The sequence below is a fragment of the Tessaracoccus sp. ZS01 genome (assembly GCF_022342445.1).
Lineage (GTDB): Bacteria > Actinomycetota > Actinomycetes > Propionibacteriales > Propionibacteriaceae > Arachnia.
In genome coordinates, this window is record NZ_PQFE01000001.1 from 96,846 (window position 1) to 116,476 (window position 19,631).

The 19,631-nt window shown below is 68.4% G+C and carries 19 protein-coding genes; 8 read left to right on the forward strand and 11 right to left on the reverse strand.

What is annotated here, in order from left to right; all coding sequences use genetic code 11:
- Positions 1-24: 24 nt before the first annotated feature.
- Positions 25-681, reverse strand: coding sequence for a response regulator transcription factor (locus tag C3E87_RS00510; RefSeq protein WP_198928186.1), 657 nt, complete (start codon positions 679-681; stop codon positions 25-27).
- An 11-nt stretch (positions 682-692) separates the two neighbouring features.
- Positions 693-1,943 (reverse strand): sensor histidine kinase, encoded by a 1,251-nt coding sequence (locus C3E87_RS00515; RefSeq protein WP_076058183.1) that lies wholly within the window; start codon positions 1,941-1,943, stop codon positions 693-695.
- 49 nt (positions 1,944-1,992) lie between these two features.
- Here C3E87_RS00515 and C3E87_RS00520 point away from each other — a divergent pair, with 49 nt between their 5' ends.
- On the forward strand, positions 1,993-2,976 hold the full coding sequence (locus C3E87_RS00520) for a pirin family protein (RefSeq protein WP_076058185.1): 984 nt from the start codon (positions 1,993-1,995) through the stop codon (positions 2,974-2,976).
- Between the two features lie 13 nt (positions 2,977-2,989).
- Here the strand turns inward: C3E87_RS00520 and C3E87_RS00525 are convergent, their stop codons facing one another.
- The 5 genes from C3E87_RS00525 to C3E87_RS00545 all read right to left on the reverse strand — a co-directional run bounded on the left by C3E87_RS00525 (position 2,990) and on the right by C3E87_RS00545 (position 8,766).
- On the reverse strand, positions 2,990-4,450 hold the full coding sequence (locus tag C3E87_RS00525; RefSeq protein ID WP_076058186.1) for a GuaB1 family IMP dehydrogenase-related protein: 1,461 nt from the start codon (positions 4,448-4,450) through the stop codon (positions 2,990-2,992).
- A gap of 81 nt (positions 4,451-4,531) precedes the next feature.
- A complete protein-coding gene (locus C3E87_RS00530) occupies positions 4,532-6,271 on the reverse strand; it encodes a ubiquinol-cytochrome c reductase cytochrome b subunit (RefSeq protein WP_083665289.1) in 1,740 nt (579 codons plus the stop codon).
- On the reverse strand, positions 6,271-7,335 hold the full coding sequence (locus C3E87_RS00535; protein ID WP_076058187.1) for a ubiquinol-cytochrome c reductase iron-sulfur subunit: 1,065 nt from the start codon (positions 7,333-7,335) through the stop codon (positions 6,271-6,273). Before C3E87_RS00535 ends, C3E87_RS00530 begins: the two co-directional genes overlap by 1 nt.
- Entirely contained in the window at positions 7,332-8,150 is an 819-nt protein-coding gene (locus C3E87_RS00540; RefSeq protein WP_076058189.1) for a c-type cytochrome, read from the reverse strand. The genes C3E87_RS00535 and C3E87_RS00540 overlap by 4 nt, the downstream gene beginning before the upstream one ends.
- Positions 8,151-8,175: 25 nt before the next feature.
- On the reverse strand, positions 8,176-8,766 hold the full coding sequence (locus C3E87_RS00545) for a cytochrome c oxidase subunit 3 (RefSeq protein WP_076059376.1): 591 nt from the start codon (positions 8,764-8,766) through the stop codon (positions 8,176-8,178).
- Positions 8,767-8,981: 215 nt separating this feature from the next.
- Between C3E87_RS00545 and C3E87_RS00550 the strand changes: the two genes are divergently transcribed.
- From C3E87_RS00550 to trpD, 3 genes are read left to right on the forward strand one after another with little or no spacing between them, the layout of a single operon-like run.
- Positions 8,982-9,980 carry a cytochrome c oxidase assembly protein gene (locus C3E87_RS00550; protein WP_083665366.1) on the forward strand — a complete coding sequence of 333 codons (999 nt, stop codon included), beginning with the start codon at positions 8,982-8,984 and terminating at the stop codon, positions 9,978-9,980.
- Positions 9,980-10,387: a response regulator gene (locus tag C3E87_RS00555; RefSeq protein ID WP_182763663.1), complete on the forward strand. Its 408-nt coding sequence runs from the start codon at positions 9,980-9,982 to the stop codon at positions 10,385-10,387. The genes C3E87_RS00550 and C3E87_RS00555 overlap by 1 nt, the downstream gene beginning before the upstream one ends.
- A complete protein-coding gene (gene trpD, locus C3E87_RS00560; protein ID WP_076058197.1) occupies positions 10,387-11,427 on the forward strand; it encodes an anthranilate phosphoribosyltransferase in 1,041 nt (346 codons plus the stop codon). The genes C3E87_RS00555 and trpD overlap by 1 nt, the downstream gene beginning before the upstream one ends.
- Here trpD and C3E87_RS00565 read toward each other — a convergent pair.
- From C3E87_RS00565 to C3E87_RS14775, 3 genes are all read right to left on the reverse strand, one after another.
- Positions 11,414-12,061: a prepilin peptidase gene (locus C3E87_RS00565; RefSeq protein ID WP_076058200.1), complete on the reverse strand. Its 648-nt coding sequence runs from the start codon at positions 12,059-12,061 to the stop codon at positions 11,414-11,416. The two genes, trpD and C3E87_RS00565, sit on opposite strands and share 14 nt — an antisense overlap.
- A gap of 52 nt (positions 12,062-12,113) precedes the next feature.
- Positions 12,114-13,316: a winged helix-turn-helix domain-containing protein gene (locus C3E87_RS00570; protein ID WP_076058202.1), complete on the reverse strand. Its 1,203-nt coding sequence runs from the start codon at positions 13,314-13,316 to the stop codon at positions 12,114-12,116.
- 64 nt (positions 13,317-13,380) lie between these two features.
- Positions 13,381-14,268: a hypothetical protein gene (locus C3E87_RS14775; RefSeq protein WP_143570828.1), complete on the reverse strand. Its 888-nt coding sequence runs from the start codon at positions 14,266-14,268 to the stop codon at positions 13,381-13,383.
- 160 nt (positions 14,269-14,428) lie between these two features.
- Here C3E87_RS14775 and C3E87_RS00580 point away from each other — a divergent pair, with 160 nt between their 5' ends.
- Positions 14,429-14,938, forward strand: a complete 510-nt coding sequence (locus C3E87_RS00580; protein WP_143570829.1) for a peptidylprolyl isomerase — start codon at positions 14,429-14,431, stop codon at positions 14,936-14,938.
- A gap of 23 nt (positions 14,939-14,961) precedes the next feature.
- On the opposite strand, the gene C3E87_RS00585 is transcribed toward C3E87_RS00580, so the two are convergent.
- Positions 14,962-16,695, reverse strand: coding sequence for a DEDD exonuclease domain-containing protein (locus C3E87_RS00585; protein ID WP_076058210.1), 1,734 nt, complete (start codon positions 16,693-16,695; stop codon positions 14,962-14,964).
- A 132-nt stretch (positions 16,696-16,827) separates the two neighbouring features.
- Here C3E87_RS00585 and C3E87_RS00590 point away from each other — a divergent pair, with 132 nt between their 5' ends.
- The 3 genes from C3E87_RS00590 (at position 16,828) to C3E87_RS00600 (ending at position 19,606) form a co-directional block, all read left to right on the forward strand.
- Entirely contained in the window at positions 16,828-17,934 is a 1,107-nt protein-coding gene (locus tag C3E87_RS00590; protein WP_076058212.1) for a C40 family peptidase, read from the forward strand.
- Positions 17,935-18,099: 165 nt separating this feature from the next.
- Positions 18,100-19,311: an ethanolamine utilization protein EutH gene (locus tag C3E87_RS00595; RefSeq protein ID WP_076058214.1), complete on the forward strand. Its 1,212-nt coding sequence runs from the start codon at positions 18,100-18,102 to the stop codon at positions 19,309-19,311.
- A 1-nt stretch (position 19,312) separates the two neighbouring features.
- Positions 19,313-19,606 carry a EutN/CcmL family microcompartment protein gene (locus tag C3E87_RS00600; protein ID WP_076058216.1) on the forward strand — a complete coding sequence of 98 codons (294 nt, stop codon included), beginning with the start codon at positions 19,313-19,315 and terminating at the stop codon, positions 19,604-19,606.
- Positions 19,607-19,631 lie beyond the last annotated feature (25 nt).

Sequence of the window (19,631 nt, forward strand, 5' to 3'; positions counted from 1 at the left end):
CGGCCACATCTTCGTCGGCAGCCCTCATCCCTTCGGATGAGATCGGGTCAGGCCATGCTCGAACGCGAAGATGACGGCCTGCACCCGGTCCCGCACGCCGAGCTTGGCGAGGCAGCTGGAGACGTGGCTCTTCACGGTGGCCTCGCTCACATACAGGTCGCGCGCGATCTCCGCGTTGCTCAGCCCCTGCGCCAGGGCGGCCAGCACATCCAGCTCCCGTTGGGTCAACCGCCCGACGGCAGGATGGGGTTCGGTGATGTGGTGCACGACCTGCACGGCCTGCTCGATGACGCGGCGGGTGACCTCCGGCGCGAGCAGCGCCCCGCCGTCGGCGACGGTGCGGATGGCCTCCAGCAGGCGCTCAGGTTCGCAGTTCTTGAGCAGGAACCCGGCGGCCCCCGCGTCGAGGGCCTCGAACAGGTAGTCGTCGCGGTCGAAGGTGGTCAGGATGATCACCTGGGTGTCGCCCGCGGCCCGCACGGCGCGGGTGGCCTCGAGCCCGTTCATCCGCGGCATCTCGATGTCCATCAGCATGACGTGGGGGGAGGTGGCGGTGGCGAGCTCGACGGCCGCCTGCCCATCGGCCGCCTGCCCGACGAGTTCGAGGTCGTCCTCCACGCTCAGCATCAGGGAGAAGGCGCGGCGCACGAGCGCCTGGTCGTCGACGAGTGCGACTCGGATCATGGTGGTGATCAAACCCTTCGTGGGAGGACGGCGTGGACGCGGTAGCCACGGGTGGCCCGGGGGCCGATGTCGATGGTGCCGCCCAGGGCGGCGATCCGCTCGCGCATGCCGACGTGGCCGAGGCCCGAGCCTGCGGTGCAGTGCACGGGCATCCCGTCGTCGGTGATCTCGACTTCCGTGGTGTCGCCGAGCCGGACCACCACGCGGGCGTGGTCCGCCGTCGAGTGGCGACGGACGTTGGTGAGGGCCTCCTGTGCGATGCGCAGGAGGGCGCCGCTCTGGGTGGTGGTGAGCTCGGCGGCCCGCGCGGGGTCGCCGACGAGTTCGTAGCTCACGTCGAGACCCTCGCCCGAGGCCTCCTCGCACAGTGCCTCGAGGGCCTCCAGGGAGCTGCCGGCCCCCGCGGTGGGAGAGACGTCGCGGAGCGAGCCCAGCAGGGTGCGTAGCTCCGAGACGGCGCTGCGGGACATCTCCTCGACCTCGACGAGCGCCTCGGCGGCCAACTCCGGCTTGGCGTCCATCGCCCGGCGGGCAGCGGCGGTCTGGATACCGATCAGCGAGATGTGGTGCGCGACCGAATCGTGCAGGTCACGGGCGATCCGCAGCCGTTCCGCCAGCACCGCCTGGTCGGCAAGTTGATGTGCCTGCTGCGTGACCAGCGCCTTGGACTCATCCAGGTCGTGGGCGTCGCGGGCCTGCCGCCAGGCATTGCGGCCCAACCACATGGCGCCGCCGAAGTACGCAGCGTTGATCAGCAGGGTGGCCGCGTAGTACCACGCCGTCGGATGGAACTCGGCCGGACTGATGGAGCGGTTGTAGCTGTCGTCCACGATCAGCCACACCGTCATGGCCAGGACCACGGCGCCGGCGGCGAGCGCGAGGGTGTCGCGGCGCTTCGCATAGGCCAGCGCGGTGTAGATGCCGAGGAAGTAGACGATCTGCATGCTCGGGGTGCTGGACACGACCGGCCACAGGCTGCCCACGACGATGAAATGCACGCCGGTGAGCAGCAGCATGACCGTGATCGGGAAGACCCGCCGGTACGCGAGCAACACCCCCGCCAGCGCGATGGCGCCCAGCGACGGCCACACGTCGACGTGGTCCTTGATGTCGTCGATCTCTGAGTACACCATCACCGTGGCCATCGAGATGATGCAGAGCAGCGAGGCCACGGCTATGTCGCCGAACGCGGGCCGCGTGGGGGAGGGCCTGACGTAGTCCTCATCCATGCCGAAGAATGCCCGGATCGCGTCAACCATGTCCCGCAGTCTAGGGCTGGCGCCCGTGGGCGACGAGTAACGTTGCTTCATGAGCAACACCGAGACCTCTCCCCAACTGCTGGACTGCGGGCACAAGGACCACGGACCCACCGAGATCCAGCAGCTCCAACCCCGGATGGTGAGCCTGGGCGAGGGCCCCAGCGCCATGACGGTGCGTCGCACCATCCCTCAACTCGAGCGCTCGTTCGTCGGCGCGTGGTGTTTCGCGGACCACTACGGCCCCAACCTGGTGGAGGCCACCTGCGGCATGGACGTGGCCCCCCATCCGCACACGTCGCTGCAGACGGTGAGCTGGCTGTTCGACGGCGAGATCGAGCATCGCGACTCCGGCGGGGTCCATGACCTGGTGCGGCCCGGCGAGGTGAACCTGATGACGTCCGGGTACGGCATCTCGCACTCCGAGGTGTCGACCCCCCAAACGGAGTTCCTGCACGGTGTGCAGTTGTGGGTGGTGCTTCCGGAGCACGCCAAGGACACGCACCGTGGTTTCCAGCACCACCGCCCGGAACTCCTCGACATCCCCGGCGGCACGGCCAAGGTGATGGTGGGTTCGCTGGCGGGCGACGCGTCGCCCATCTCCACGGAGACGCCGCTGCTCGGTGCGGAAATCATCCTGCGTCCGGGCGCCGACTGGGAGTTCGAGGTGGACCGCTCGTTCGAGCACGGTGTTCTGGTGGATTCAGGCGTGGTGGAGATGGACGGCGTGGCGATCAGCAAGGACGTCATGGGCGTCCGCGACGCCGGCCTGAACCACCTCCGGCTGTCGAACCCGAGCGACAAGCCGGCGCGCGTGATGCTGCTGGGTGGCACCCCCTTCGAGGAGGGGATCGTCATGTGGTGGAACTTCATCGGGCGCAGCCACGAGGAGATCGTCGAGCTGCGCGACGCCTGGCAGCGCGACGACGACCGCTTCGGCGGGGTCCGCGGTTACCGCGGCGCCCTAAGGAAGCTGGAGGCGCCGCCCCTGCCGGACATCCGCCTCAAGCCGCGCTTCCGCCGCCGTCAGCGCTGACGCCCCGTCAGGGTCACCAGCTCCGGTCGAGCGGGCGGCCTTCCTCGTAGCCGCTCCCGCTCTGCACGCCGACGACGGCGCGCTCGGCGAACTCGGGCAGGCTGCGGGCACCCGCGTACGTGCACGAGGAGCGCACGCCGCTGGTGATCCAGTCGATGAGGTCCTCGACGCCCGGACGGCGGGGGTCGAGGTACATGCGCGAGGCCGAGATGCCCTCTTCGAACATCGCTGCGCGGGCCCGCTGGTAGGCGGACTGCTCACGGGTACGGTTGCGCACCGCGCGGGCCGAGGCCATACCGAAGGACTCCTTGAACATCTTGCCCTCGGAGTCGATGAGGTGGTCGCCGGTGGACTCGTGCGTGCCGGCGAACCAGGAGCCGATCATCACCGAACCGGCGTCGGCGGCCAGCGCCAGGGCGACGTCGCGCGGGTGGCGGACCCCGCCGTCGGCCCAGATGGACTTCCCGTGCTCGCGCGCGGCGGCCGCGCACTCCAGGACGGCGGAGAACTGCGGGCGGCCCACGCCCGTCTGCATGCGGGTGGTGCACATGGCGCCAGGTCCGACGCCCACCTTGAGGATGTCGGCGCCGGCCTCGATGAGGTCGTGGCAGCCGTCCGTGGTGACCACGTTGCCGGCCACGATCAGGATGCGTCGGCCCGTCTCCGCCTCGAAGCGGTCGCGCTCTCCGCGGGCGGTGCTCAGGGCGCTGATCATCTTCTCCTGATGACCGTGCGCGGTGTCCATGACGAGCACGTCCGCGCGTGCGTCCAGCGCGGCACGGACCTTGGCGGCGATGTCGCCGTTGATGCCGACGGCGACGCCGGCGCGGAGCCTGCCCTCGTGGTCCACGGCGGGGGAGTAGATGCCGGAACGCAGCGCACCCTCGGGGGTCATCACGCCGACGAGGCGCTCCTCCGAGTCGACGGCGATCGCGACCTTCTGATGGTGCTCGGAGAGGGTGGCGAACACGTCCGACGGAGCGGTGTCCGCCGACAGGACAGTCACGTCGGTGGTCATCACGTCGCGGGCCTGCGCGAACCGGTCTGAGCCCTCAGCCGCGCGGGGATGCACCACGCCGAGCACCTTGCGGTTCTCGTCGACGACGACGGCGACACCGTGGGACCGCTTGGGGATGAGTTGGAGGACCATGCCGACGGTGGTGGAGAGCGACACTGTGACCGCGGTGTCGAACACCAGGTGGGCGTTCTTCACCTTGGTGATGGACTCTGCCACCACGTCGGTGGGGATGTCCTGGGGGAAGATCGCGAGGCCGCCGCGGCGGGCCATCGTCTCAGCCATGCGGCGACCGGAGACCGCCGTCATGTTGGCGGCCACCAGCGGGGTGGGGGTGGCGAGGCCGTCTGAAGAGGTGAGGTCCACGTCGAGGCGGGAACTCACGCCGGAGCGGCTGGGGACCATGAAGACGTCGCTGTAGGTCAGGTCATACGAGGGGTCGCCATGGAGAAATCGCACGCCTGGATTCTACCTTCGCGGCAGGGGTGAACAGAATCGGCGCCGCCCTGTGGGGCGGCGCCGATTCTGTGGGTGGTGCGGTCAGTGGCGCGTCGAGCCTTCGAGCACCGGGGTGTCGCGGTCGTCGTCATCGTCGTGCGCCGGGAGCTCCCCGTGGCGCCCGACCTCGAGTTCGCCGTGGTGGCCGTCCGTGAGTTCAACGGCCGTGGGCTTGGCAATCTCATGGCCGAGGTACCAGCGGGACAACCGAGCGCGGAGCCTGCTGATACCGCCCTTGCGGGCGACCCCCGACGCATCGGTGTCGCCGCCGGGCGCGAGCACCGGGTGCTGCAGGTGCTGCGTCAGCGCGAACTGCTCATGCGTGCCGACGGGGACGTGCGACTCCGAGTAGCCGCCGTCCGGGCTCCGGACGATGACGCCGTCCTCAGAGCCGTGGAGGGCCCGTTCGCGGTCTGCGCGCTGGAGGCCCAGGCAGATGCGCTTGGTGATGATGAACGCGATGATCGGCCCGAGGAACACGGCGACGCGCAGGAAGATCGTGATCGCGTTGAGGCTCAGGGAGAACCGGGTGGCGATGATGTCGTTGGCGCCGCCGATCCAGAACAGCCCGTAGGCCGCCATGCCTGCGACACCGAGCGCGGTCCGCGTCGGCGCGTTGCGCGGGCGGTCCAGCAGGTGGTGTTCGCGGTCGTCTCCTGTGAGCCAGCGTTCGACGAACGGCCAGACACCCAGCAGTGTGAACAGGATGCCCATCATGCCCACACCGGGGAGGAACACGCCCCAGGTCCAGGTGGTGCCGCCCCAGTGTGATTCCCAGAAGGGCGGGATGAGGCGCAGCGCGCCCTCGACGAAGCCCATGTACCAGTCAGGCTGCGAACCCGCGGTGACCTTGGCCGGGTCGTACGGGCCGTAGGCCCACACCGGGTTGATCTGGAACAGGCCACCCATGAGCACGAGGAACCCGAACACGATGAAGAAGAAGCCGCCGGCCTTGGCCATGTAGACCGGGAACAGCGGGTAACCGACGACGTTGTTCTCCGTGCGGCCGGGGCCGGGGTACTGGGTGTGCTTGTGGTAGACCACGAGCGCCAGGTGCGCGGAGATGAGGCCGAGCAGCAGGCCGGGGATCAGCAGGATGTGCGCCATGTACAGGCGGGGGATGATGAGGCTGCCGGGGAATTCGCCGCCGAAGACGAAGAACTCCGCCCAGGTGCCGATGACCGGGATCGAGCGGATCAGGCCGTCGACGAAGCGCAGGCCGGTGCCCGAGAGGAGGTCATCGGGCAGCGAGTAACCGGTGAAGCCCGCCATCAGGCCCATGGACAGCAGGCCGACGCCGATGAGCCAGTTGATCTCACGCGGCTTGCGGAACGCGCCCGTGAAGAACACGCGCAGCATGTGCACCGTCGAGGCCGCCACGAACAGCAGGGCGGCCCAGTGGTGGATCTGGCGTACCAGGAGGCCGCCACGCACGTCGAACGAGATGTTCAGCGTTGAGGCGAAGGCCTCCGAGATGGGCATGCCCTTCATCAGCTGGTAGGAGCCGTCGTAGTGGATCTCGGCCATCGAGGGCTTGAACCAGATGGTCAGGAAGACACCGGTCAGCAGTAGCACGATGAACGAGTAGAGGGCGATCTCGCCCAGCAGGAACGACCAGTGGTCCGGGAAGACCTTGCGCAGGCCGGTGCGGCCGAGCTTGCCCAGCCCCAGCCGGTCATCGGCCCAGCCGAGGACGCCAGGGGTGCTGTTGGTCTTCTGAGTGGGGGCCTCGTGGGCCTCGACCGAGGACGACGTATCGACGACGCTCGTTGGCTTGGCCATTACTGGTCTCCGTCCTGGAAGTCATTGCGCGAGTCGCGCTCGAAGTAGCTCGGCCCGACAGGCACCGTGAAGTCGCTCGTCGCGATCAGGTAGCCCTCGTCGTCCACAGAGATGGGCAGCTGGGGCAGCGAGCGGGCCGCAGGGCCGAACACGACGGTGCCGCTGTTGCCCAGGTCGAAGGTCGACTGGTGGCAGGGGCACAGCAGGTGGTGGGTCTGGCGCTCCCACAGCGAGATGGGGCAGCCGACGTGGGTGCAGATCTTCGAGTACGCCAGGATGCCCGACACCTGCCAGTCCTGCCGCGACGGCGGGATGGTGATCGACTGGGGATCCATGCGCACCACGATGATCGCGGCCTTGGCCTTCGCCTGATGTGCCTCCACGCCTTCCAGCTCGCGCAGCGTGGCGGGCTGGGCGTTGACCAGTTGGCCGACCTCGAGGTGCTCAGGGCGCAGCTCCACCCAGTTCTCGTCGTTGACGAGGCGCACCTGGTTGGCCCAGATGGTCTTCTCGATGGTCTGCTCGCGCACCCGGCGGGTGGGGTGCGGGCCCATGTCGGCCAGCAACACCACCGCCGGCACCACGGCGATGCCGAGGGCGCCGCCGAGGGCGCCGAGGATCAGCGGGCGGCGCTTGATGGCCGACTGTTCCACGCCGTCGCGCCAGTTCTGGGCGACGATCGCCCGGTCCTCGGGGGAGGTGGCGGCGCTGTGACGGGGATCCACCGACTCGTGGTCGCCCATCAGCACGCGGGACCACTGGATGATGGCCAGGCCGATGAGCAGCACGGCGAGGCCTGCGGTGACGCCCAGGCCGACGTTCATCGCGCTGGCCTTCAGCCACCCGAAGTCGATGTAGGCCCGGCGCGGGACGGCGAAGTAGATCACGACGAAGGCGATCGCCAGCACGGGGACGAGGCCCAGCATGGCGAGGATGGCCAGGTAGGCACGGTTGCCTGCGCCCTTGTCGGCGTCGGTGAAGCGCTCGATGTGCTCCTCCATGCCGGGATCAGTGACGCTGTGACCCCTGTCAGGATCCTGGACGGGCAGATTCTTCCAGCTCATCGGGCGCGAGCCCCCTTCCGTGCAATCCACAGGGCAACAATCGAGAGTCCGCCGATGCCGATGATGAAGATCCACCAGCCCTCGGAGACAGGGCCGGCGTCGCCCATGGTCAGACCGCCGTAGTTGGGCTGCTCGTCGGCAGCCTCGAGGTAAGCGATGATCTCGCTCACGCTCTCGTCCGTGAGGACGTCCTTGGAGAACGACGGCATCTGCTGCGGGCCGGTGCGGACCGCTTCGTAGATGTGCACGGGTGCGGTCTCCGTCAGGTTGGGCGCGAACTTGCCCTCAGGCATGGCGCCGCCACCGCCGACGACGCCGTGGCAGGCGGAGCAGTTCGCGCGGAACAGCGCGCCGCCGCGCGCCACAGCCAGCGCCTTCTCGTCGTCGCCCTGGTTCAGAGCGTCGAGGGAGTACTGCGACTCCTCGGGGATGGCCGGGCCCGCGCCGAGCGAGGCGACGTAGGCCGCCACCGCTTCGATCTGCTCCTGCGTGTAGTTCACCTTGCGGGCGCGGATCTGAGCCTCCAGGCGCGACGCCGGCATGCGACCGGTGCCCATCTGGAAGTCCACCGAGGCCGCGCCCACGCCGATGAGGCTGGGGCCCTGCGTGGTGCCCTCGCCGCCGAGACCGTGGCAGGAGGAACAGGTGGTCATGTAGATGTCCTTGCCCTGCTCGATCTGCAGGGTGGTCTCCGTCTCTGCCGAGGAGCGTGGCGGGCTCACGACGGAGTAGCTGAGGCCGACGACGAGGAGGGCCAAGATCAGCAGCAGTGGCCGCGCTGCAGCATGCCGCCTGAGATTGGTTGATTTCTTCACTGAAATGAAACTCCCGGTCTCGGTCTTAGCGGAGGAAGTAGAGGACGCCGAACAGGGCGATCCAGATGACGTCGACGAAGTGCCAGTAGTAGGACACGACGTGGGCGTGGACCGTCTGCTCGTGGGTGTGGATGCGGGTCATGTAGGAGCGGGCCAGGACGTACCACATGGCCACGACGCCACCGAACACGTGGATGCCGTGGATACCGGTGGCGATGAAGAACAGCGACCAGTACTGGTTGGTGGAGATGCTGATGCCCTCGTTGAAGAGCGTGAAGTACTCCCAGACCTGGCCGGCGACGAAGATCGAGCCGAGGATGGCCGAGATGATGAAGCCCTGACGCACGCCCCACTTCAGTGGGTTCACCCAGGAGCCGTTGACCCGGCCCGCCTCAGCGGCGTTGGCACCCAACTGGATGGTCACCGAGCTCAGCACCAGGATGGTGGTGTTGATGCTGGCGAAGAGCAGGTCGAGGTGCGCACTCTCTGTGGCCCACATGGACTGGACGCCAGCTTCCGCGGCGGCGTCCGCCGCCATGGAGCGGGTCCAGAAGTAGGCTGCGAAGATGGCGCCGAAGAACATCAGTTCGCTCGCCAGCCACACGATCACGCCGATGGCGGTCACGTCGGGACGTCCGTAGGGCTTGTTCAGCCGGGCAGGCGGCACCTGATGGATGGCACCGGTCGGCAGCTCCGATGGTGCTTGGATGAGTTCATGATTCGTGGCCACGTGGTCATTATTGCCTCAAAAGCCCCATAGGTCACGCCAGGCACGAACATTGGGACCACCCCCACCAAATCGTTGAAAGCGGCTATGCGATAATGCGCCACATGTTTACCGGTTCCTTGGCACTCATCCCGATGCACGCCAAGCCCGACGACGACATCATCCCCCTCGTCGGAGCCCGGTTCTTCACCGCCTGGGAGTTCCCCCTCGGTGCCGTCATCGGACTGCTCGTCGCGGGCGGCCTGTACCTGTGGGGGGTGCAGCGGCTGAGGCGGCGCGGCGACAGATGGCCCTTGATGCGCACCATCAGCTTCGTCGTGTTGGGCCTGGGGTCCATCGCCGTGGGCACCTTCTCGTTTCTGGGCGTGTACGACACCGTCCTGTTCTGGTCACACATGGTCCAGCACATGCTGTTCAGCATGATCGCGCCGGTGTTCATCGTGTTCGGTGCGCCTGTGACGTTGGCGCTGCGCGCCCTGCCCAAGAGGCCGCGGGCCATCCTGTTGAAGGTGCTCCACTCGTGGTTCGGGAAGTTCGTGATGTTCCCGCCGCTCACCACGGGTCTGATGGTCATCTATCCCTTCGGCCTCTACATGAGTGGCCTCTACGAGATCACCCTCACCAACGACCTCGCGCACGACCTGCTCCACCTCTTCCTGGTGACCATGGGCGTGTTGTTCTTCTTCCCGCTCCTCGGGGTGGACCCCGTGCCGATCAAGATGCCGTACCCCATCCGGATCCTGCTGTTCTTCATCACCATGCCGTTCCACGCCTTCCTCGGCGTGACGATCATGGGTTCGAGCCGGCTCATCGCGGAGGAGTGGTACCTCTCCTTCGACCGGACCTGGGGCATGTCGCCCATGCAGGACCAGGAGTGGGCCGGCGCGCTGATGTGGGCCACGGGGGATCTCACGATGTTCGCGGCGATGATCACGATCTTCATCCAGTGGATCAAGGACTCCAACCGGGAGGCCCGGCGGGTGGACCGGGCGCTGGACCGGGAGGAGGCCCGACGCGCCCAGGCGCAAGGACTTGGCTACCATGACCCCCAGAAACAATCTCAACCCACCGTCGACAGCGACAACGCGAAGGAAGACCGATAATGAGCGATGCGACCGTGAAGGTGCTGGTGTTCTCCGATGACCGGCTGGTGCGTGAGCAGATCCGCCTGACGCTGGGACGGCGCGTGGCCATGGACCTGCCGCAGATCGAGGTCTTCGAGGTCGCGACGCAGGGCGCACTGCTGCGCACCCTGGACGCCGGCACCGACTACGCCCTGATGATCTTCGACGGCGACGCGCAGCCGTCGGGCGGCTTCGGCCTGGCCCACCAGGTCAAGGAGGAGTACGCCGACAGCGCCCCCATCATGCTGCTGGTCAAGCGTGAGGCTGACGCCTGGCTGGCCTCCTGGTCCCGCGCCGAGGCGGTGACCCCCTTCCCGATCGATCCGGTCACCATGCCTGAGCAGGCCGCCCACCTCATCCGTGCGCGCCTGGCGCAGGTCGCTTGATGTCGACGAGCTACACCTGGCCGGACATCCTGACCGGTCTCGTCCGGAGGGAGGGTCTTGAGGCGACCGCGGCCACATGGGCCCTCAACGAGATCCTCGCCGGGCGTGCCTCGGAGGTGCAGATCGCGGCGATGCTGACCGCGCTGCGCGCCAAGGGGGAGAGCGAGGACGAGATCTCCGGACTGGCCGACGCCATGCTGGCCAACTCAACGCCGATCTCGCTCGACCCCGACGCGGTGGACGTCGTCGGTACCGGCGGCGACCGTGCCAACACGGTCAACATCTCGACGATGGCCGCGATCGTCGCTGCGGGCGCCGGCGCCAAGGTGATCAAGCACGGGTCCCGCGCGGCATCGTCCCAGGCCGGCACCGCCGACACGCTGGAGGCGCTGGGCGTCAAACTCGACGTCGAGCCCGCCAAACAGGCCGGCATCCTGGCAGAGACCGGCATCGCCTTCCTTTTCGCGCAGCTCTACCACCCCGCCATGAAGAACGTGGCCGGCGTGCGCAAGGCGCTGGGCATCCAGACCACGTTCAACTTCCTCGGCCCGCTGGCCAACCCGGCCCGGCCCCGGGCCATGGCGCTGGGCGTGGCGAACGACGACATCGCGCCGGTGATCGCCCGAGTGCTGGCGGAGCGCGGCACCCGTGGCATGGTCTTCCGCGGCTACGACGGCCTCGACGAGCTCACCACGACGTCGGAATCCGATGTGTGGCTCATCTCCGAGGGCCGGGTCTTCCGCACCGTGCTCGACCCGCGGGACCTCGGCCTTGAGCCGGCCTCCTCCTTCGAGCTGCAGGGCGGGCCGCCGGCGCACAACGCCCAGGTGGTGCGCGATCTGGTGGCCGGTAAGCCGGGCCCGGTACGCGACATCGTCGCCCTGAACGCCGCGGCGGCCCTGCTGGCCTACCGGGGCATCTCGACGGTCACCGAGCTCATCGACCAGCTGCGCCCCACGCTGGCCGCAGCCCAAGAGGCGATCGATTCGGGGAACGCCGCGCAGACGCTGGAGAAGTGGGTCGCCGCTACCCAGCGGTGACCTGCAGCGTGGCCGCCGCCAACGGGCCCAGCCACAGGGCCGGGCCGAAGGGGAAGTGCCTTGGGCGGCCGGCGTCGCGCCGGGCCCACAGCGCATGGCCGATGCCGTGCACGGCGCCCAGGGCCGTGCCCGTCAGCAGCGCCGTCGTCCACGTACCCACACCGGCCAGTCCGCTGACGGCGCCGATCAGCAGCGCGAGCCGCACGTCGCCGAAGCCCAGGCTCGCCGAGAGCCGCCAGGCCAGGTAGAAGAACACGAACGCGGCCGCCGCGCCCAGAGCTGCGGCCGCTGCACCGCGCCAGTCGGTGATCGCCGTGGCGGCCAGCCCCGCCGCCATCAGCGCGGTGGCGAGGGCGTTGAGCCGCTTCGGCAGGAACGTACTCAGCAGGTCGATGGCGACCAGCGGCACACCCACGGCCAGGTAGGGCACCCACAGCCAGTGGTGGTGCGTGGGCACCAGCCACAGCACGCCCGACGCCGCACCGGCCGTGCCGAGCACGCCCAGCATGGTGCGCCAAGACACGAGGGCGGCGAAATCCGGCGCGTCGGGATCGTCGACGCGCAGCCGCGGAACGATCAGCCACCAGACGGCGCCTGCTGAGGCCGCTGTGGCAAGGGCCATGAACCAGGTCATGGCCTGAGACTAGGGAGCGCACAGGGTCAGGCCGGCGGCTCCTGTGGACAACTCAGAAGTGGGGCTTCAGCGCAGCGACCCAGGTGCCGGGGCCCGTGAAGGACACGGAGCCCAGACCCTGCCATTCGGCGGCCTCTGCCAGCAGCGGCGCCACCCGGGCGGCCAGTTCCTCTCGCCGGTGGGCGCTGGCCGGCTCCACATGCGCATGCTGGACCCGCAGGACGCCGGCCTGCCTGTCGGCCTTGAGATCGACGCGGCCGACGAGTTCGTCGTCGACCAGCACGGGCAGCACGTAGTAGCCGTGCTCGCGCTGCTCTGCCGGCGTGTAGATGGAGATGCGGTAGCGGAAACCGAACACCCGCTCGGCGCGCGGGCGGAACCACACCAGGGGATCGAACGGCGACAGCAACGCGGCCGCTGTCACGGAGCGTGGTACCCGTTGACCCGTGGCCAACCACGCCGTGCGGGCCCAGCCGTCGACCTCGACCGGCTCGAGCTCTCCGCGCGCCACCAGCACATCGACCGCCCTCTGTGCAGGAGCCCGCTTGATCCGCGGATAATCCGCCAGGTCCTCGAGGGTGGCCACACCGTGGGCGACGGAGGCCCTGCGGACGAGTTCGATGACGGCCTCGTCCTCCGGCACCGCGACCCGCGCTTCTGGCGGGAGCACGTCGCCGGCGACCCCGTAGACCCGTTCGAACCGGTCACGCCCCACGACGACGATGTCGCCCTTGCGGAAGAGCCTGGACGCTGCCCAGTAGACGTCGTTCTTGTTCCACCAGCCCCCGCTGGTGGGGGCGTTCAGCGGGTGTTGGAGGTCTCGGACCCTCATGGGGCCGGACAGGTGAAACTCGGCCAGCACCTCGTCGATGAGGCGCTCGTTCTCCTGCGCCCAGCGCTCCCAGCCGGGCCGTTCGGGCCGCGCCCGGTGCCACGCCCACAGCGGCCAGTCTGCCACGGGCATGATGGCCGCCTCGTGGGAGAGGTATTCGGTGAAGCTGCCCAGCCGGGTGGCGCGCTGGTCGTGGTGGACGATCCGGTCCAGCGTCGCGCGATCATACGGGCCGAGGCGGGAAAGGATCGGCAGGTAGTGGCTGCGCTCGAACACGTTGACCGTGTCCAGTTGAAGCACCCCGAGCCGCGCGATGACCGCCCGCAGCGCGGCCGACCCCACCGTCGCCTTCCGCGGCCTGCCCAGGCCCTGGGCGTCGACGGCGATGCGCCGTGCGGCGGCGGGACTCAGGCGGCGGTGCATGGGCTACACAATAGAACCGGGCGCCGACAGTGCGTCGGCGCCCGGCGGGGTGAGAGCAGTGCGGTCAGCGCTGGGCCCTCGTGAAGCCGGCTGCCTCAGCCGCCTCCTCCGAGTTGAACCAGACTTCGGCGATGGTGCGGTCATAGCCGCCGCTGCCTTCGACGTGGTACTTCTTCGAGCGCTCGTTGCCCTTGATGGTGAACCCTGCGGGGGGCTCAGTGCCCACGTAGGAGCCGTCGCCGTAGCCGGCGGCGGCCGTGCCGGGCGCCGCAGCGTCGTCAACCACCGACGCCGGAGGCGTGGTCTCGGTGGTCACGTCCTGTGCCTGCACCTCGTCCTCGGCCGGCTCGGCCACCTCATCGGTGGGTTCGACGGTGTCCGAGGCGAACTTGGCCGCGTTGGAGAACGTGTCGTTGTTGTTCACGTACGCCTTGGAAGGCTCGTGGGCCGTCCAGCCATCGTCCTTCGGGGACAGGAAATGCCGCACCGCCGCGGCTGCACCGGCGACGATGGCGCCGATGGCGAGGACCTTGCCGAACGTGCGCCAGCCGCTCTTCTTCGGGGCGGGCTCGAGTTCGCCCTTCAGGGCCTTGAGCGCTGCCTTGCCCCGCTTGCCGCCCTCGATGACGACGGGGAGCTCAGCGGCCTGGTGCAGGAAATCCTGGACCTTCGGCAGCAGGTCGTCCTCGACCCGCTCGCGCGCAATTTCGATGGCCGGGGCGACCTTGCTCATGGCGTCCTTCAGATGCGGCTCGAAATCGTCGAGGCGCTTGGCCGCGTAATCCGCGGTGCGGATCTTGGCATCGTGCAGGACGGGTGCGGCCTGCTTCTGAAGATCCGCCAGCATCAGCTGCGCGCGGTCCAGGCCTTCCTTCAGAGCGGCGGTTGAATACACGGCGGCGGCAGAAGCGGTCTCTGCGGCGGCCTTCTTCAGTTCTTGTGACCTTCTCACAAGTTCCTCCCATGGTTGTGGCTCGTGATCGAGCAGATTCCACGCTACCTGCTTGTAGGGTCCACTCAAGGCGATTGGCCCAACTTCGCCCGGCGCTTCGCCGTCGTTTCGGCTCGTCTGACAGACTGGGCCTCCAGTGAATCCTCAGAAAGGACAGCGCGTGACCACCGCTACCCTCAAGACCAACCACGGTGACATCGTCATCGAACTCTTCGACAATCACGCCCCCAAGACCGTCGAGAACTTCGTCGGCCTCGCCAACGGCACCAAGGAATACGCCGACGCCAAGACCGGTGAGACCACCACGGGCAAGTACTATGACGGGCTGACCTTCCACCGCGTGATCGACGGCTTCATGATCCAGGGAGGCTGCCCCCGCGGTGACGGCCGTGGCGGCCCCGGCTACACGTTCGCCGACGAGTTCCACCCCGAGCTGCAGTTCAACCGCCCCTACCTCCTGGCCATGGCCAACGCGGGTCCGGGCACCAACGGCTCGCAGTTCTTCATCACGGCCGGCCCCACGCCGCACCTGAACAACCGCCACACCATCTTCGGTGAGGTCAAGGACCCGGCCAGCCAGAAGGTGGTCGACTCGATCTCCACCACGCGCACCGGTTCCGGCGACCGTCCGGTCGAGCCGGTCGTGATCGAGACCGTCGAGATCTCCTGACCCCTCGCCGGTTCAACCAGGGATCACGAGGCGAGCAGTTCCGAGAGGGGCTGCTCGCCGAGTAGTTCCCGGGGGAGGGCGCCCTCGGGGAGGCCCGCGTTCAGCGGCCATTCCCAGCTCCCGTCCGTCTCGATGAGGCGGACCCCGGGCAGCTCCAGCCAGGAGGCGACCCGCTCAGCCTCCTCGATGCTGGCGGCGGGCCAGCCCCCCGTAACGGGCAGTACGGTCTCTGCCAGCGCGACGGCATCCTCCGCCGCGGCCCGCGCCCGGGCTGAGGGCGCCGTGGTGGCCGCGGCCAACCGTCCGTAGCGGATGACGTGGATGTCCCAGCCCGCCGCCGAGGGGACGGCGGCCACCAACTGGCGGCACCTGGCCAGCGACCGCACACGGTGGAACCGCAGGGAGGTGCGGTAGTACGCGGTGAGCCGTTCCGCCACCTCGCCGGCCTCCTCGTAGCGTTCCTGCCCGACGAGCTTGCTCAGACGGCCACGCACGCTGCGGAGCACGGGGCGCACGTCGGTCTCCCAACTGCTGCGCACCTCCTCCACCACGGCGCCGTAGCCCTCAGCGCCTGCCCCGAGTTCGCAGGGGGCAAGGCAGCGGCCCATCTCCGCGAGGGCGCACGATGCCGACGCCGTCTTCCTGGAGAGGCGCGGCGTGCAGCGCCGCAACTTGAAGGCGTCGTACAGCGTGAGCGCTGCCTCGTTGGCGGCGTCGCGGCTGCGGAACGGCCCGAAGTGCGACGCCCCGTCGCGCACCGAGGTGACCACGGACAGCCGGGGGAACGCCTCGTCGGTGAGCTTCAGCCAGGTGAGTTTGCGCTGGTTCTTCGACCGACGGTTGTACCGCGGCGCCAGCGACTCGATCATCCGCAGTTCCCGCACCTCCGCCTCCAGGTCCGTGGCGCAGGGGATGAACTCGACGCCGGTGGCCACCCGGACCATCTCGTGGATGCGGCCGCGCTTCTCAGCCGCCGAGAAGTAGGACCGCACCCGTCGCTTGAGGTTGTTGGACTTGCCCACGTAGAGCACTTCGCGCTTCGGGCTGCCGTCCGCCGCCGTCGAATCCGTCACGAAGAAGTAGACGCCGGCCGACTCCGGGGCGTCCTGGGCCCAGACCCGCTTGGCGCGCCTGTCCGGCGAGACCTGGAGGGCGAACTCCGTGAGGTCCTCCAGCGTGTGCACGCCGAGGTTGCCGACGCGGGCCAGCAGCCCGTGCAGCACGTCGACGGTGGCCCGGGCGTCGCTGAGCGCCCGGTGGTTGGGCTCGGTGGTGGCGCGGAAGTAGCGCGCCAACGTGGCGAGCTTGCAGTTGGGCACCTCGTCGCGCATGAGCGCCGTGCGGGCCACCGCGACCGTGTCGATCACGGTGGGGCGTGGCCAGGTCATGCCCAGTTGCTCGTAGCCGCGGCGCAGGAAGCCGGTGTCGAAACGCGCGTTGTGGGCCACCAGCGCCGCGCCGGCGGCGAACTCCGCGAAGGCCGGCAGCACCTGGGACAGGGGAGGGGCGCCCGCCACCATCTGGTTGGTGATGCCGGTGAGCACCTGGATCATGGGCGGGATGGGTGCCGAGGGGCGCACGAGGGTCTGGAACTCCCCGAGCACCTCGCCGCCCCGGACCTTGACCGCGCCGAACTCGGTGATCTCTGAGTCTGCGGCCCCGCCGGTGGTCTCCAGGTCCACCACGACGAACGTGACGTCTGGGAGCGGTACGCCGAGGTCCTCGAAGGACGGCTGGGAGAAGGCGGTGGCAGACATGAAGGAGACGATAATCGCCGGTGCCGACAAATCCTGCACCGGGTTGAGCGAGTCTGTGGACAGGACTTTGAGAAAGCCTGAAAAGAGCTTAGGATTCTCTCAGATTTGCTGTCCGCCACCACTGGAGCTTCCGTGAACCGAGTTCGTGCCGCCGTCGCCGCTGTACTCACCTCAGCTGTCATCCTCACCGGAACCGTCGTGGCCAGCGCGGACCCCCAGGCGGTCGAGCAGGCCCGGGCTGATCTGGAGCGCATCCAGCAGGAGTCCTCGGCCATCGACCAGCAGATCATCGAGTCCCATGACCGTGCAGCGCAGGCGGAGAAGAAGCTGGCGCGGCTGAAGACCGACGTACAGACGCAGGAGGAGAAGGTCGGGAAGCTGTCCTCGGAACTTGGGGACGTCGCCGCCTTCCAACTGCAGCACGATTCGGTGTCCCTCACGGCGCAGCTGCTGCTCAGCAGCTCCTCGGACAACTTCCTCAGCGGCCTGGCCACCCTGCACAGCGAAGTGGACCGCAGCAACGCCGGGATCCAGCAGCTGCAGCTCGTCCAGGCCAAGCTCACCACCCTGCGCGAGGACGCCGCCGCCACGGAGGCCGCCCTGAAGAAGGAGCACGCCGCCAAGGTTGAGCTGGCCGATGACTACGACGCCAAGGAAGCTGAGGCGGAGGCCGTCTACAAGCGCCTCTCGGCCGAGGAGCGCGAGCGCCTCGCCAGGCTGGAGGCCGAACGGGTCCGCCAGGCGGAAGAAGCCCAGCGCCGCGCCGAACTGCGCGCGGCCCGTGCACAGACGGCCGCGGCGGCTCCCGCAGCGCCAGGTGCAGCGCCGGCCGCCCCCGCAGCAGCGGCGCCCGCTGAGCCGGCCGCCCCCGCACCTGTAGCTTCCGGCCGTGCACAGGACGTCGTCAACGCGGCGCTCAGCAAGGTCGGCAAGCGCTATGTGTGGGGCACCTCGGGGGAGAACACGTTCGACTGCTCCGGCCTCACCAGCTGGGCCTACCGCCAGGTCGGCGTGAACCTGTCGCGCTCGTCGCGCACGCAGTGGAGCTCGGCCGGCTTCAAGGTGTCGAAGTCGGAACTCCAGCCCGGAGACCTCGTCTTCTACTACAGCCCCGTCAGCCACGTGGGCATCTACATCGGCAACGGCAAGATCGTCGACGCCGCCAACCCGCGCTCCGGCGTCCGGGTGGCCGGCCTCAACTCCATGCCCTTCACCGGCGCCCGCCGGGTCATCGGCTGAGGCGATCAGCCCCTTTGTCCGCGTCCCGATCAGTGGACGGATCTCGAGTAAGTTGACCTAGGCGTGCATTTCATGCATTCCGAAGCGGAACTGTTCCACCCTCGCTAGAGTCCAAAGGAACCGCACCCTCAACGTCGAGGGGCGGCCTCAATGGTGAGGGGAACAATGGACATCAACGAAATCATTGTGTGGATCCTGATGATCTGCATGGTGCTCGGCGGTCTCGACCGAGCAATCGGCAACAAGTTCGGCCTCGGCGAGCACTTTGAGGAAGGTTTCAACGCCCTCGGCCCCCTGGCCCTGGCAATGGTCGGCGTGACATCGCTCGCCCCTGTTCTGGAAAAGCTGCTCAGCCCCATTATCAGCCCGTTGTACGGCGTGGTCGGGGCTGATCCCGCCATGTTCGCGGGCACGTTGCTCGCCAACGACATGGGCGGCTGGCCGCTGGCTGAACAGATGACCGACAACCTCATGGCCGCACAATTGTCCGGCCTGATCCTGGGCTCCATGATGGGCCCGACCATCGTCTTCACGATCCCGGTCGCGCTGAGCATCATCAGCAAGGAGGACCGCGGTTACCTCGCCAAAGGCATCCTCGCCGGCATCGTGACCATCCCCATCGGCGTCTTCGTCGGTGGCGTGGCCGCAGGTTTTCCCGTCGGGTTCGTGCTGGTGAACCTCATCCCCGTGCTGGTTGCGGCCATCCTCATCGCTGTCGGCCTGTGGCTGATCCCCGACGGCATGACCCGGGGCTTCGAGGCCTTCGGCAAGGGCTTGGTGTTCGTCATCACCATCGGCCTCATCATCGGTGTCTTCGAGTACATGACCGGCGTGCAGATCATGCCGGCGGGATGGGAACTCGCACCGCCCACCGACGGCCTGGCCACAGTCGCCCAGATCGGCATGATGCTCCTCGGCGCGTTCCCGGCCGTCGCGCTCATCGTCAAGTACGCGGCGAAGCCGCTGTCCAAGGTCGGTGGCCTCCTCGGCATGAACGAGGCTGCTGCCGGCGGCATGGTGGCCACCCTCGCCAACAACATCCCGATGTTCCAGCTCATGAAGGACATGGACCCCCGCGGCAAGGTGCTCAACAGCGCGTTCGCCGTCTCGGCAGCCTTCGTCCTGGGTGACCACCTCGGCTTCACGGCCGGCGTCGAGCGCAGCATGATCGCGCCGATGATGGCCGGCAAGCTCACGGCAGGCATCCTCGCCGTCGCGCTCGCGTACTTCCTGTTCCGCAGGTCGCTTCCTGCAGCGGCTCCCCACGAGCCCACCGGCAAGCGCGTGCACGAACCGGTCATCGACCTCGAGCCGGAGCACGAGCCGGATGCCCGCCCACCGCTGCGCGACGACCCGAGGGACCCGGCGGAGGCCTGACATGCGGATCGCCAGGGTCATCGGATCGGCCGTGTCCACCATCAAGGCGGAGACGTTGCGCGGCACCAAACTGCTCGTGGTGCAGACGGCCTCCACCGCTGATGAGCTGATCGGCGACGAGGTGTTCGTCGCGGTCGACGCGATCGGTGCCGGCCAGGGCGAACTCGTCCTGATCAGCGAGGGGAGCGCGGCGCGCCATACCCCGCTGACCGCGGAGGCCCCGGTGGACGCCGTGATCCTCGCCATCCTCGACTCGCTCGAGGTCGGCGGCGACACCACGTTCCGCAAGAGCTGACAGACATCAGGACTACGCATGAGGA

Excerpts from the sequence above, each read along its gene's own strand:
- C3E87_RS00520 (WP_076058185.1), top strand. The coding sequence starts at position 1,993 with ATGAGCAACACCGAGACCTCTCCCCAACTGCTGGACTGCGGGCACAAG.
- C3E87_RS00585 (WP_076058210.1), bottom strand. The coding sequence starts at position 16,695 with ATGTCTGCCACCGCCTTCTCCCAGCCGTCCTTCGAGGACCTCGGCGTA.
- C3E87_RS00570 (WP_076058202.1), bottom strand. The coding sequence starts at position 13,316 with ATGCACCGCCGCCTGAGTCCCGCCGCCGCACGGCGCATCGCCGTCGAC.
- trpD (WP_076058197.1), top strand. The coding sequence starts at position 10,387 with ATGTCGACGAGCTACACCTGGCCGGACATCCTGACCGGTCTCGTCCGG.
- C3E87_RS00515 (WP_076058183.1), bottom strand. The coding sequence starts at position 1,943 with ATGGTTGACGCGATCCGGGCATTCTTCGGCATGGATGAGGACTACGTC.
- C3E87_RS00600 (WP_076058216.1), top strand. The coding sequence starts at position 19,313 with ATGCGGATCGCCAGGGTCATCGGATCGGCCGTGTCCACCATCAAGGCG.
- C3E87_RS00550 (WP_083665366.1), top strand. The coding sequence starts at position 8,982 with ATGTTTACCGGTTCCTTGGCACTCATCCCGATGCACGCCAAGCCCGAC.
- C3E87_RS00595 (WP_076058214.1), top strand. The coding sequence starts at position 18,100 with ATGGACATCAACGAAATCATTGTGTGGATCCTGATGATCTGCATGGTG.
- C3E87_RS00530 (WP_083665289.1), bottom strand. The coding sequence starts at position 6,271 with ATGGCCAAGCCAACGAGCGTCGTCGATACGTCGTCCTCGGTCGAGGCC.
- C3E87_RS00555 (WP_182763663.1), top strand. The coding sequence starts at position 9,980 with ATGAGCGATGCGACCGTGAAGGTGCTGGTGTTCTCCGATGACCGGCTG.
- C3E87_RS00565 (WP_076058200.1), bottom strand. The coding sequence starts at position 12,061 with ATGACCTGGTTCATGGCCCTTGCCACAGCGGCCTCAGCAGGCGCCGTC.
- C3E87_RS00535 (WP_076058187.1), bottom strand. The coding sequence starts at position 7,335 with ATGAGCTGGAAGAATCTGCCCGTCCAGGATCCTGACAGGGGTCACAGC.